The 13506-nt window shown below is 41.8% G+C and carries 9 protein-coding genes; 5 read left to right on the forward strand and 4 right to left on the reverse strand.

What is annotated here, in order from left to right:
- Nucleotides 1-25 precede the first annotated feature (25 nt).
- Nucleotides 26-436, forward strand: coding sequence for a 50S ribosomal protein L27 (rpmA, locus tag BDD43_RS18570; protein WP_121199078.1), 411 nt, complete (start codon nucleotides 26-28; stop codon nucleotides 434-436).
- Nucleotides 437-508: 72 nt separating this feature from the next.
- Here the strand turns inward: rpmA and BDD43_RS18575 are convergent, their stop codons facing one another.
- The 3 genes from BDD43_RS18575 to BDD43_RS18585 all read right to left on the reverse strand — a co-directional run bounded on the left by BDD43_RS18575 (nucleotide 509) and on the right by BDD43_RS18585 (nucleotide 3312).
- The gene (locus BDD43_RS18575; RefSeq protein ID WP_121199079.1) at nucleotides 509-919 is read right to left on the reverse strand and encodes an energy transducer TonB; all 411 of its coding nucleotides are present in this window, start codon (nucleotides 917-919) and stop codon (nucleotides 509-511) included.
- 21 nt (nucleotides 920-940) lie between these two features.
- Nucleotides 941-2272, reverse strand: coding sequence for an energy transducer TonB (locus BDD43_RS18580; RefSeq protein ID WP_121199080.1), 1332 nt, complete (start codon nucleotides 2270-2272; stop codon nucleotides 941-943).
- A 158-nt stretch (nucleotides 2273-2430) separates the two neighbouring features.
- Entirely contained in the window at nucleotides 2431-3312 is an 882-nt protein-coding gene (locus tag BDD43_RS18585; protein ID WP_121196630.1) for an IS982 family transposase, read from the reverse strand.
- A 183-nt stretch (nucleotides 3313-3495) separates the two neighbouring features.
- Between BDD43_RS18585 and BDD43_RS18590 the strand changes: the two genes are divergently transcribed.
- Genes BDD43_RS18590 through BDD43_RS18600 form a run of 3 tightly spaced genes read left to right on the forward strand, consistent with a single transcriptional unit; the run spans nucleotide 3496 to nucleotide 9313 of the window.
- Nucleotides 3496-6150 carry a PAS domain S-box protein gene (locus BDD43_RS18590; protein ID WP_121199081.1) on the forward strand — a complete coding sequence of 885 codons (2655 nt, stop codon included), beginning with the start codon at nucleotides 3496-3498 and terminating at the stop codon, nucleotides 6148-6150.
- 29 nt (nucleotides 6151-6179) lie between these two features.
- Entirely contained in the window at nucleotides 6180-6542 is a 363-nt protein-coding gene (locus BDD43_RS18595; RefSeq protein WP_121199082.1) for a response regulator transcription factor, read from the forward strand.
- A gap of 11 nt (nucleotides 6543-6553) precedes the next feature.
- Nucleotides 6554-9313: a glycoside hydrolase family 2 protein gene (locus BDD43_RS18600; protein ID WP_121199083.1), complete on the forward strand. Its 2760-nt coding sequence runs from the start codon at nucleotides 6554-6556 to the stop codon at nucleotides 9311-9313.
- A gap of 77 nt (nucleotides 9314-9390) precedes the next feature.
- On the opposite strand, the gene BDD43_RS18605 is transcribed toward BDD43_RS18600, so the two are convergent.
- Nucleotides 9391-12324: a M16 family metallopeptidase gene (locus tag BDD43_RS18605; RefSeq protein ID WP_121199084.1), complete on the reverse strand. Its 2934-nt coding sequence runs from the start codon at nucleotides 12322-12324 to the stop codon at nucleotides 9391-9393.
- A gap of 412 nt (nucleotides 12325-12736) precedes the next feature.
- On the opposite strand from BDD43_RS18605, the gene BDD43_RS18610 reads away from it, so the two are divergent.
- Nucleotides 12737-13489, forward strand: a complete 753-nt coding sequence (locus tag BDD43_RS18610; RefSeq protein WP_121199085.1) for an ROK family protein — start codon at nucleotides 12737-12739, stop codon at nucleotides 13487-13489.
- The last annotated feature ends 17 nt before the right edge of the window (nucleotides 13490-13506 follow it).

The raw sequence follows: 13506 nt of genomic DNA on the forward strand, positions 1-13506 counted from the left end.
TTAAGGCTTATAAAAATATAAAAAAATGGCACACAAAAAAGGAGCCGGTAGTTCCAGGAACGGTCGCGAGTCACATAGCAAGCGTTTAGGTATTAAAATTTTTGGCGGTCAGCCAGCAATTGCCGGTAACATCATCGTTCGTCAGCGTGGTACAAAACACAACCCTGATAAAAATGTTGGCATAGGTAAAGATCACACATTATTTGCTTTAATTGATGGCGAAGTAGTTTTCAAAAAGAAAGCTGATAACCGTTCGTACGTATCGGTACTTCCATTCCAGGTTACTGCCGTAGCCGAAGATGCTGCACCGGTAGCAAAACAAGCACCAGTGGCTGTTGAAGCTGCAACTGAAGAAGAAGCTCCTGCAAAAGCACCAAAGGCGCCAAAAGCACCAAAAGCAAAAGCTGCTGATTCAACCGAAGAAGAAGAAGCTTAATTAGCAATTAATAGATATAAAAAAACCTGTTGGGCAAATCCAACAGGTTTTTTTAGTTTGTGGGGTTTTTGGTTATTTGGTATTGCTTAATACAATTTTAAATGTATAGCGCACTTTAACAGGTTTACCATGCTGCTTGCCGGGTTTCCATAAAGGCGAAGCATTGATAACGCGCAGCACTTCCTTATCTACAATTGGCGATATACCGCTTGTTATCTGGGCATCGGTTATACGCCCGTCTGTTTCAATGGCCATGCTTACCGTTACGGCTCCTTGCATATCTTTTACCTTCGCATCTTTATCGTAAGCAATATTTTTGGATATATACTTATAAAATGCTTTTGCACCGCCCGGAAACTGAGGCTCAAAATCAATAGCCTTATTGTTAAATTTACTATCCGAAAGTTTGGTTACAGTAACCTTTTGTGCTATTGAGTTAAAAGGAACTGTAAATAAAAGCAAAGCAAAAATAAATCGTGTCATGGTTTAATAACGTAATATGGTTTAATTAGTTGTTTTATCGGCTAAGGTAAAGTTAATTGGGATAGTGTATGATACCGGCACATTGCGCCCGTTTTGCGATGCCGGTTTCCATCTTGGCGATGCAAGCAACACCCGTATGGCTTCCTGGCTTAAATCTTCGGCGGGGCTGCTAACGGCCTCAACGTCGTTAACGCTTCCGTCTTCCTCAACTGTAAAGGTGATAAAAACTTTGCCCTGTACATTAGCTTTTTTCGAATCGGGAGGATAAGTAATATTTTCGCTCAGGTAACGCAAAAAAGCCGAGAGGCCACCCGGAAACTCCGCATTATGGCTGCTTGGGTGAAACAGGTCCATTTTAGCAACAACTCTTTTCTTCTTTTTCACCACAACAGGTTCGGCCTTTTTGGCCAAAATCGGCTCTTTAGCAGCAGGCTTAACTTCGGGTTTTTTGGCAATAGGTGGCTCAACCTTTTTGGCTACAACAGGTAGCTTTTTTGCAACGGGTGGTTCAACCTTTTTTGCTATAACAGGTGGCTTTTTTGCAATAGGTGGCTCAACCTTTTTTGCTATAGGTGCTATAGGTTTTTTTACCAATGGCGGTTGGGGCTTTTTAATTACCGGTGGAGGTGTTTTTTTAACAACAGGCACAGCAGGTGCTTTAGCTATTAGTGTTTTTTTGGCTGCCGGGGGCTCCGTTTTTTTAACAACTGGCGGTGTTGCTTTTTTAACTACCGGGGTAGTAACTTTTTTAACAGGCGCAGGTACTGGTTTTTTTACCGGCGGCACAGTTGGCTTTTTTAAAGCAATTAACGGTGCTTTTTGTGGTAAAGGTGGCTTTGCTTTGGCAATAGCAGGGGGAGTAGCTTTTTTAACTGTAAGCGGTGCAGGTTTGTTTATAGGCGGCAAATTAACGTTTGTAACCAATACAGGTTTAGGTTTTACAGTTGCAGGGGTAACGCCGTTAACTGCTAAATCAATATTTAAAACCATATCCATGCTCACGTTTTGTGCGTTTAATGTGGCAGGCTGCCATTTAGGCGATGTTTTAATTACCTGCACCACTTCGGGATCTATCTGCGGAGAAAGGCTTTTTAGTACCGATACGTGCGACACACTGCCATCGGCATTAATGGTCATTACCAAAATTATTTGCCCTTTTATACTATAGGCAACTGTATGGTTAGTTTGCAGCTTTGTGGTAATGTAATTTTTGAAATCGCCCTGCAAAAATTTGGCAATAGCATCAACGCGCTTATGGGGTATCTTGTTTATTTTGCTGGTAACCGTATCTGTTTGTGCCTGTAATAGCAGGGTATTGCAAAAAAGTGGTAGTAGGAGCAGATACTTTATCACAAATACTAAGATATTAGTTAAAAAACAAAATTACGATAGATATTATGCACAGCGTTTAAATTGTTACTTAAACTACCAAAAAGCCGGATTATTATTCGTGGCGGCTAATTATTAGTTTTAACACCAAAATTATTTATAAATTAACCCGTAGTGCATTATCAGACTAAATTTATTTTAATGTGATTCATGTTCCTTTTAAAGATAAATTTGTTGAGGTATTGAATGGTGGTCAGGGCAGTTATTTTACTTAACGTCCTTGTCTTAAACCCCTCAAAAGTTTTGGCATAATTTCTTCTGATCATAAACTGATCGCACAGTTGCGAAAATAGCGTTTCAATCCTTTTCCTTGATTTTTTGAATAGGTATGGATACGGTTTGAATTTCTTTTGATTGTTTCTCATCGGGGTTTCCAATCTAATGTTTACAGATTCAAAAAGATTGACCTGTACCTCTGCGGACAAATAGCCTTTGTCTCCAAGTAGCACGCAATCAGTCATTTGTTGTTGTATATCTTTCAGGTAATGTATGTCATGTACGGAAGCAGGGCTTAGGTCAAAGTTCTCAAAAACACCATCTACTGAACAAACTGCATGCAGTTTGTATCCATAATACCTCGAACTTTGCGCAGCACAAAAACCATGGTTTGGAAAAGCGTATTCCTGTTCTTTGCAGATTTTACTTCTTGCTGCACGGGCATTTTTACATACCTCTAAAGGCATTGAATCGACAATGAAACAGTCCTGGACAGCGTTCAGTTTCTGAACAAGCTTTTTTCTCACCTCATTTATGTGCGGGAACAATTTTCTTTTTCTCTTATTGTAAACACTTCGTTCGATCAAGATATCAAGCGGGGTACCTTTCAGGTTTCTAAATAACTGATATTCAGAATCTATTCCACAATATTCAGCGGTCAAATTTAACGTAATTAACTCTAAATCAGACAGTCTTGGCCTTACTGGTTTGTAATAAAAGTCCTCTTTTATTGACAGTTTCCTAAACTCTTCTAAAATAAAAGTGTAATTTTGAATCAAGTTGTTCATGTTTGTAATTGATTGTCAGTCAATACAATATACCATTTATTGGCGAAATGAACAACTTTCTTTATAATGCACTACGGGTAAATTAGTAAGCCATTTATCAATACAAAATATTATTGTGCCATATACAAAACTCTGTTTGTAACCTGTATTGTTAAATGTGATCAGCAACTTCATAGGATATAGATGAAAGACACCATTTTCGAAGTTCCCGAAGGGGGGTATAAGGACATTTTTTATTACAGTCCGTCGGCCAAGCTCATCATGAGTATCGATGCACCATTCTATACTATCTTAGATGTAAATAAAGCGTATCTGGAAGCAACCAACAGTACGCGCGAATTGCTCGTGGGCAAATCGGTATTCGCGGTATTTCCTCCCAACCCCAGCGATATTGGATCAAAAAATATAGAACGTACCCTGTTTAGTTTTGAAGAAGCCATCAAAACTAAACAAACCCATACCATGAGTAACTACAGGTATGATATTCCCATCCCCGGCACCAACGATTTTGAGGAACGCTACTGGACAACCAGCAATACGCCAATACTAAACGCCGAAGGCGAGGTGATTTACTTTATCCACTCGCCGGCAAACGTAACCGAAACATACAAATTAAGGCAACGCGAAAAAGCTGGGGTTTTGGCACTTAACAACCAACGGCAACAGCTTTATTCGGTATTTATGCAGGCACCCGTTGGCATATTGATATTAAAGGGGAACGACCTTTTTGTTGAGCTTGTGAACGACAACTACCTTAAACTGGTTGGTAAAAAGCGTGAAGAATTTGAAAACCGGCCCCTATTGGAGGGTATGCCCGAAGTTGAGAGCCAAACTTTTAGCAGTTTATTGCAGGGTGTTTTAAAAACAGGTGTAGCATACCAGGGCAACGAGCTGGAAGTGCATATTGTGCGTAATGGTGTACCCGAAAACTTATATTTTAATTTTTCTTATGAGCCGCTTGTTGAGGCAGACGGAAGGGTTTCGGGTGTTATAGCCATTGCTATTGACGTTACCGAAACCATTAAATCAAAACACAAGCTTAAAGAAGCCGAAGAGCGGGCCCGCCTTGCCGTAGACGCCGTTGGATTGGGTACGTTTGATTTGGACCTACAGAACGGCAACATGATAACCAGCGCACAGTTTGATAAAATATTTGGATTTAATGCGCCCGTTCACCATTCGGAATATGTGAACGTTATTCACCCCGATGACAGAGAAACCCGTACACAGGCGCACAAGGCTGCTATAGAAAAAGGCCGCATATTTTATGAAGCCAGGGTAATATGGCCGGATGAAACCGTACACTGGATGCGTGTTGAAGGTAAGGTTTATTATGAGGGTGAAAAGGCCACCCGCCTGTTAGGAACCACGCTGGATATTACCGAACAACGGAATTTTGGGGAAGAACAACGCAAATTAATATCGCTGGTTGACAATAGTGTTGATTTAATGAGCATTTTAGCCGTCAATGGTACAAACTCTTATATCAACAAAGCAGGTATGCGCCTGCTTGGTTTTGAAACCGAAGAACAGGTTGAAACAACCCCCATAGCCCAACTGCACACCGCCGAGCAACTTGCGTTTATAGAGGCGGAGGTTTTACCCAGCGTAATGAATAAGGGGAGTTGGGCCGGCACAATGATGGTTAAACATTTGCAAAGCGGTGAAGTTTTCCCGGTATTTAACAATTGTTTTCGTATTGATGATCCTGTTTCGGGGAAACCAATTGCCGTTGGAGCCGTTATGCGCGATTTGCGGCCCGAACTTGCGGCCAAACAAGCCCTCGCCGATAGCGAACAACTACTACGTAACATTACAACCGCCGCGCCAACGGCGCTATGGATGGCCGACAAGGAAGGTGCTATAACATATGTAAACCAAACCTGGGTAGACTGGACAGGAACTGTATTTGAAGATAACCTTGGCGAACAATGGGCAAATGCCATTTATAAAGACGACAGGCTGCGCGCCATAGATAAATTTTTAGGCGATTTAAGGCAACGGGTATTGTATGAGACCGAGTTTAGGTTAAACCATAGCGACGGAACCGTACATTGGTGCGTGGCAACGGGTAAACCGCAGTATGATAATAACGGAAAATTTACAGGTTACATAGGTTCGTGCTCGGATATTACGGAGCAAAAGCATCTGCAGCAGCAAAAAGATGATTTTATTGGTATTGCAAGTCACGAATTAAAAACACCTGTAACCAGTATAAAGGCGTATACACAGATACTCGAAAAAATGCTCATCAGCCAGGGCAATAACCGGGAAGCGGGGATGATAGGCAAAATGGATTCGCAAATAAACCGGCTCACCAGTTTAATAGGCGATTTGTTAGACGTTACCAAAATAAACTCGGGCAGGTTGCAGTTTAACGACAGGGAGTTTGATTTTAATTCGCTCATCAAGGAGTTGACGGACGATTTGCAACATACATTTGACAAACATACCATTATACAAAACCTTGAATATACCGGGATGGTGTATGCCGATAGAGAACGCATAAGCCAGGTGGTAACCAACTTAATTACCAATGCCATCAAATATTCACCTCATGCCGATACCATTATTGTGTATGCATCAAAAGAGGGTAACGAGGTTAGGCTTTGTGTGCAGGATTTTGGTATTGGTATATCTCAGCAGAAACAAGAAAGGGTTTTTGAGCAGTTTTACAGGGTAAGCGGCGAAATGCAACATACGTTTCCGGGCCTGGGGCTCGGTTTATACATCTCGTCGGAGATTATTAAGCGCGAGGGGGGCCGGATATGGGTAAATAGCAAAATAGGTAAGGGTTCAACTTTTTGTTTTGCACTGCCCGTTAAAAAAATACAATAAACACACTTAAAGCCAATACTTTGTAGAAGATGAATAAAGGTAAAAGAATAATGATAGCCGACGACGACCCCGGCATTGTGGATGCAATAGAAATGACCCTGACCTTTGAAGGATACGATGTTGTTACCACCTTAACCGGCGATACCATTATCAGCATGAGCGATAATTTTCCGGATTTACTGTTGTTAGACGTATGGATGTCTGGCCATGACGGGCGCGATATATGCAAGTTACTGAAGATGAAGAGCGAAACAAGCAATATACCCGTAATTATGATTTCGGCCAGCCCTGAACTTAAACGGTCGGCCACGGAGGCAGGTGCTGATGATTTTTTGGAAAAGCCTTTTAATATTGACGAATTGCTTAATAAAATTGAATTGCTGATAGGATAAACATAACAAACATGAAGTATATAGCTTGCTTGGTTTTTTGGAGTACTTTAATTGCCGCAAATGGGCTGTTGGCGCAGGGCGGAAAGATAAAACAAGTTAAGTTATCGGACTTTGAACTGCAATCGACGGAAGTTATTAGTGCCACCGGTGCCCAATTATCCGTGGGGGCTTATCATCCCGATTCAAAGTGGTATCCGGTTAAAGTACCGTCAACCGTGCTAACAGGGCTTGTTGCCAATGGGGTTTATCCCAGCCCATACCAGGGCTTAAATAACATGATTATCCCCGATGCGTCCGACGAGTTTAACAAGCTGTATAATTTGCAGCAATTTAGCTATCTGCCCAATAAAGCTAACCCCTGGCGAAAGCCGTATTGGTACCGCACCAGTTTTAAAGTAGCTGCTGCCGATAAAGGGCGAAATTTTCAACTGATATTTAAGGGTATTAATTACCGCGCCGCAGTTTGGCTAAACGGGCACCAAATTGCCGATTCGGCCCGTATGGTTGGCATGTTTGCCGAGTTTAACCTACAGGTTAGCAATTATATACTACCCGGTGCCCAAAATGTACTAGCCGTAAAAATTTACCCGCTTGATTATCCGGGCCTGCCCGCCAAAGAGCAATTGCAGGCCCTTGGCCCTTTTTACGAAAACGGCGGCCCTACTGGCGATATTGGTAAAAATGTAACCATGCTTTGCTCGGTAGGGTGGGATTGGATGCCGCCTGTGCGCGATAGAAACATGGGTATTTGGCAACCGGTTTATCTGCGCACAACGGGAGCAATAACTATTGGCAGACCCAAAATTAAAACAGACCTGCCTAATCAGCCCAATAACGGGCCGGCAAAGCTTGCTGTAAGTTTTTATTTATCAAACCACAGTAATGTGGTTGACTATGGCTCCGTCAAATTTATCATAACGCCGCAAAATTTCCAGGGGCCGGCGCCCATACAGTATTCGCAAAAAATAACCGTACCTGCCGATTCTACTATAAATTTATATCTGGATGCCGATAGGGTAAAGCAATTGTTGGTTCAAAACCCGCACCTTTGGTGGCCCAATAACTATGGTGCAGCTAATTTATACCGCATCAGGCTACAATACAGTAATGCAAGCGGTATTACCGACGATACAAGCTTTGTTTTTGGCATCCGCACCGTGGGAAGTAAGGTTGATACGGTGAACAACTTTGTGAGACGTAGTTTTTTTGTAAACGGCAAAAAAGTAAACCTGGTTGGTGGTGCCTGGGTGCCGGATATGATGGTAAACCGCGATTCGGCCCGGTATGATGCCGAGTTGCACCTTTGCCGAAACGCAAACGTAAATTTGGTTAGGATTTGGGGTGGCGGCGTTACACCGCCCGATGCCTTTTTTGATGCCGCGGATAAATACGGATTGATGATATGGTCGGACTTTTGGATTACCGGCGATACGCAGGGTGAGTTTAAAGGATCGGCAGATTGGCCGCTGGAAGGTAATGTTTTTGTAGACAATGTGGTGAGTACCCTATACCGCATACGCAACCACCCAAGCCTTTTAGTTTGGACAGGCGGCAACGAAGGCCATGCCCGAAAGCCGTTATATGATGCTATGCGCAACAGCATTATTGAACTGGATGGTACAAGGCCGTTTATACCCAGTTCGTCGGGCTTTGCTAAACTGCCGGCAGGTTGGAAAGGCTCCTGGCCCGACGATCGTCCGTCGGGTGTTTACAGTGGCGGCCCATACCAATGGGAAGACCCTAAAGAATATTACAAACTGGCAGATGCCGCAAAAGATTGGGTTTTTAAGGATGAAACAGGCCTGCCATCGCAACCGCCATATTCGTCGTTACAAAAAAATATTCCCGATTTAACCTGGGATAAAAACCTGCCTTACCCCTTAAATAATAGCTGGGGCTATCATGATGCTGCAACCGGCGCAGGCCGGTATGATTTGTATTACAATGAAATGATTGCCCGGTATGGCAAGCCTAATAATTTAAAAGATTTTTCGATAAAGATGCAGCTTTTAAACGCTATAGGTTACCAGGGAATATTTGAGGCTGCGGGCCATAAGCTAAACGAAACCGGCGGCGTAATGCTATGGAAACTTAATGCTGCCTTGCCGAGTGTTATATGGCAGGTTTACGATTGGTATTTGCAACCCAATGCTGGCTATTACTTTATGCAAAATGCCTGCGAACCAATACACATCCAATTCAATCAAAACGATTCTACGGTGGCTATTGTAAACCGCACCTACCACGCAACGGGTAATTTAACTGCATATGCCGATGTTTATAGCACAGCAAGCAAATTGGTTGAACATAGAACAGAGAAATTTAATTTATCATCAACGGGTGTTAAAGAGCTTTTCTCGTTATCTTACGTATTTCCTAAAGTTGAAGGCACCGCTTTTGTGATGCTCAAAATTAAGGATGGCGCAGGTAATATTATATCGCATAATGTTTACTGGCTGGCTCCGGGCAATAACTATCAAGATATGGCTACTATGCCGCGTGTAAAACTACAGGTAAAGGTTTTAAAGGCGGGCAACACGGCAACTGAGAAAAAATGGATAGTATCAGTAAGTAATACCAGCAAGCAGGTAGCTTTTTTCATCAATCCGCAACTGATAAGCAATGGGGAAGAGCTGCGGCCAAGCTATTGGTCGGCAAATTACTTTTCCCTTGCCCCGCACGAATCGGTTACGGTTACCGTAAGCGCACCTTTGAGCGTGCTTAAAAATAAAGATGCAAAAATTACCTTAAACGGCTGGAATGTAGATTGACAAAAAATACCTATAAAACGGCAAGAGCGGCAAGTTTATAAAACCTGCCGCTCTTGCTGTTTATGGAAAGATGGTTGTTAATAACCAAATATGGTTTTCAAATCAAGTTTGGTTAATTCGCCATACTTTTTCAAATCGTCATCGCTAACGCGTTTATCCGAAGCAACAATACAGTAGGTGTAAGCCTTATCTTTAAATTCCTTTTCGTGGAAGGTTTTAATATCCGGGTATCCTAATTTATCAATAGCTTCGAAGGTGTTTTTGCGGGTATCGTAGTTAATACCGCGGCGTTTTGCGGCCAGGTAATCAAATAAAATACCGTCTTGCGTAATACGCTCGGTTTCTAACGATTTGCGGATATTGTCTTTTGCAGATACCAAAACTTTTTCTGATTGTGGTAAATCAGTCAACAACTCGTTCATGCTTTTGATAGCTTCGTTCAATTTATCGGCCTGGGTACCAACATAAGCCTGTATAATGTAACGATCGTCTTTTTTAGCAGGAGGGGCGTAGAAGGCGTAAGTTGAGTAGGCAAGTGCCTTTGATTCGCGAATGGTTTGGAACACAATAGCGCTCATGCCTGAGCCAAAGTAGTTATTAAATAACTCAACTGTTGGTGTTTGGCTATCGGCAAACGTATCCGAATTGCGTATCCAGTCAATCTCAGCTTGTACCATATCATAATTGGCAAATAATACCTTAGGCTTGTCCTGGGTTAATTTAGTAAACACCATTACCGGAGGGTAAGGTTTAAAGCTGGCCGGTATGTTATGCAATGGTTTTAAGGTAACGGCGGCCTGGGCGGCAGTTAGCGGGCCATAATATAATACGGTATGATTAAAATCGGCAAGGCCGTGTAAAATGGCAACTAAGTCGTCGGCTTTTACAGCATCCAACTCCGTGTCAGTCAATACATTGTTATACGGGTTTTTTTCGCCATACATGGCGTAGCTCACCAAGCCTTGCATAATAGCGCCTTTATTTAGTTTAGCGTTTTCGCGCGATTTTTTGAGGCGTTGTTTTAAACCCGCCAGTGCAGCTTCGTCGGGCTTGCAGTTGGCTATCAGGTTTTCGTACAGGCTAACGGTTTTGCCAAAATTTTCTTGCAAACCGCTGATGCTAACTGTGGTAATTTCGGCAGTAGTTGAAACGCTAAATGACGATGCCAGTTTATAAAACTCCTTGCTAATATCATCGGCACTCATTTTATCGGTACCTAAATATTGCAGGTATTGGGCGGCCAATGCAAATAGCTTATTGTTCCAGCTACCCATGTTGTAACGGTAGTATAACCTAAAAATGCTGTTGTCTTTGTTTTGAACCGAAAGCAAATCAACCGGGCCAAGTTTGGCTTTCTGGATGTCCTTATCATAATCCAACCAAACAGGTTTTACGCTATTTGCCGGAATATCGTTAACCATTTTTAAAAATGGCGAAGCAGCTTCGCGATTAACTTCTACAGCGGTAATATGTGGTTTATCAACCTTAATAATGTTTTTGTCTTCGCCCTGGTGCTTGTAAACTATTACATAGTTACCGGTACCCAAATATTTATTGGCGAAGGCTACCATTTGAGGTTTTGTAATGGTGGTTAATTCGCTTACGCTGGCAACATCGTTTTTCCAGTCAATTCCGGTGGTAAAATCGTTCATCAGGTTTGATGCACGCGCGTAGTAACCCTCGTTTTGTTGTATTTTGTTCTTTTTAGTATTGGTAGCGATAGATTGGATCAAATCGTCAGCAAATTCGCCTTTTTTTAATTTCTCTATTTCGGCCAGCATCAAATCCTTAACATCATCAAGCGATTGGCCCTTAATTGGGAAGCCTGTTAACTCAAGGTCGCAGTAATCTTTCAGCGTGTTTGATTCGCCACGTGCGCTTAATAATTTTTGTTTTTTGATGAGGTCCAAATCAAATAAACCGGCTTTGCCATTGGTTAGCATCGAGCTCAATAAATCTAACAAACGGGCGTCGCGTGTATTGCCACCAGGAAAACGGTAAGCAATAGTGAGGTTTTCGGGGTTTGGCCCGTAAACATCACGGCGGATAGGCGCGGCGATTGGTTTTTCGGGCGCGAAAGTATAGGGAGGTACAACCTTCGCTTTCATGTAGCCAAACTTCTCGTCAATTTTTTTCACCATTACATCGGGATTAAAATCGCCCGACATGATGACGCCCATGTTGTTAGGTACATAATACGTGTAATAATAATTACGTATGTGGTTTAACGATGGGTTTTTTAAATGCTCAATGGTACCAATGGTAGTTTGTTTGCCATAGTTATTGTTTGGGAAAAGGGCGGCAAATGTAGCCTCGAAAACTTTTTCGCCATCGTTATCTAAACCACGGTTTTTTTCTTCGTAAACAGCCTCCAGTTCGGTATGGAACAAACGCAAAATAGGTTTACGGAAACGCTCGGCCTGTAAGGCCAGGTATTTATCAACCGCCGATGATGGAATATCGTCGGTATAAACTGTTTGTTCAAATGAGGTAAAGGCATTTGTACCCTGCCCACCCATTGACGACATCATTTTATCGTACTCGTTTGCAATGGCAAATTTTGCTGCCTGGCCCGATACCTGGTCAATCTCCACGTAAATAGCTTTACGTTTAGCGGTATCGGTGGTTGAGTTATATTGCTCGTAAAGGGCATCTATTTTATCGAGCAGTGGTTTTTCTTTGGCCCAATCAAGCGAACCATATTTATCGGTTCCCTTAAACATCATATGCTCAAGGTAATGTGCCAAGCCGGTATGGTTTGCCGGATCGGTTTTACTGCCTGCCTTTACCGCAATAAACGATTGTATGCGCGGGGCCTTAGGCGTTGGGCTTAAAATAACGGTGAGCCCGTTTTTAAGCGTGTAAAACCGCGAATGGGTAGGATCGCCGGTTACATACTTATAAGTATAGCCGCCCGATGTTGCCTGTTTCCAAACAAAGGCGCTTTGTGCAAAAGTTGCAGCGGCACCCACGCTAAGTAAAATTGTGAAACCAAGTTTTTTTATATTCATATGATAATTTAAAAGCACTAATATATCAAAATGTAAATAATAACTAAAAAAACAGTTCAAACATTTGCAATAATTTGGGGCGGGCTATTATAAAATGTGGTAATTGCCTATTAAGCCGGAACAATGCCTTTTTTAACTCCTTCATAAATTAGTTAAGGCGGGGTTTAAATAATTTTGATTGTATGTTAATTAAATATTTAACAATAAATTTGAAAGAGTTTAATTGTTTTGCCTCATATTTGATTTACCGTTAAGATAAATTTTAATTATGCAATCGGTTGTAATTTTATATATTTACCCGCGCTGTTGTTTTTAAACCACACAAGTTTTACAAACACAAAGCTTTTTTAATTGTAACATATATCTATACTTGTAATGTATCTGTCGCAAGGGTACGAACTGAATAAAATTTATGAAAGAAATAAATCTGGGCGATAGGATATTATCAATTGATATCGGTGGATCGCATGTTAAGGCGACTATATTGGACCATGATGGCGCTTTACAAATGGACTATGAGAAGATTGAAACCCCGCCATCGCCAAAACCAAAACAACTGGTTGAGGTAATACAAAAACTCATTAAGGCTTTCCCGGCTTATGATAAGGTATCTGTTGGTTTCCCCGGATACGTTAAAAACGGCGTTATATTTACGGCACCTAATTTAGGTACCGAAGCCTGGAAAGGTTTTGATTTGGCCGCTGCCCTGCAAACAGCCTTAGGTAAACCAACCAAAGTTGTTAATGATGCCGATATGCAAGGCTTAGGCGTTGTTGATGGTAAGGGTTTTGAAATGGTGGTAACCCTGGGTACAGGTTTTGGCACAGCCTTATTATCCGACGGGTATTTGCTCCCGCATTTAGAAATAGCGCATCATCCCATTACCAAAAGCAAAACTTATGACGAGTATGTGGGCGAAAAAGCCCTTGAAAAAGAGGGTGATGCAAAATGGAACGAGCGCGTAAAACAGGTAATTGATATTTTAAAAAGAGTGTTTAATTACGATACCTTATATATAGGCGGCGGTAATGCCCGTAAAATAACCTTTAAGCTTGACGATAATATTAAATTAACATCAAACCGCGACGGCATTAAGGGCGGGGCGAGGTTATGGAAAGAAGATACCCGCGAACATTTAACAACATCACTAAAAAAAAATCAATAATTATCACATAATAAACA

It is taken from the genome of Mucilaginibacter gracilis, from assembly GCF_003633615.1.
Taxonomy (GTDB): domain Bacteria; phylum Bacteroidota; class Bacteroidia; order Sphingobacteriales; family Sphingobacteriaceae; genus Mucilaginibacter; species Mucilaginibacter gracilis.

Excerpts from the sequence above, each read along its gene's own strand:
- rpmA (WP_121199078.1), top strand. The coding sequence starts at position 26 with ATGGCACACAAAAAAGGAGCCGGTAGTTCCAGGAACGGTCGCGAGTCA.
- BDD43_RS18575 (WP_121199079.1), bottom strand. The coding sequence starts at position 919 with ATGACACGATTTATTTTTGCTTTGCTTTTATTTACAGTTCCTTTTAAC.
- BDD43_RS18585 (WP_121196630.1), bottom strand. The coding sequence starts at position 3,312 with ATGAACAACTTGATTCAAAATTACACTTTTATTTTAGAAGAGTTTAGG.
- BDD43_RS18590 (WP_121199081.1), top strand. The coding sequence starts at position 3,496 with ATGAAAGACACCATTTTCGAAGTTCCCGAAGGGGGGTATAAGGACATT.
- BDD43_RS18595 (WP_121199082.1), top strand. The coding sequence starts at position 6,180 with ATGAATAAAGGTAAAAGAATAATGATAGCCGACGACGACCCCGGCATT.
- BDD43_RS18600 (WP_121199083.1), top strand. The coding sequence starts at position 6,554 with ATGAAGTATATAGCTTGCTTGGTTTTTTGGAGTACTTTAATTGCCGCA.
- BDD43_RS18605 (WP_121199084.1), bottom strand. The coding sequence starts at position 12,324 with ATGAATATAAAAAAACTTGGTTTCACAATTTTACTTAGCGTGGGTGCC.
- BDD43_RS18610 (WP_121199085.1), top strand. The coding sequence starts at position 12,737 with ATGAAAGAAATAAATCTGGGCGATAGGATATTATCAATTGATATCGGT.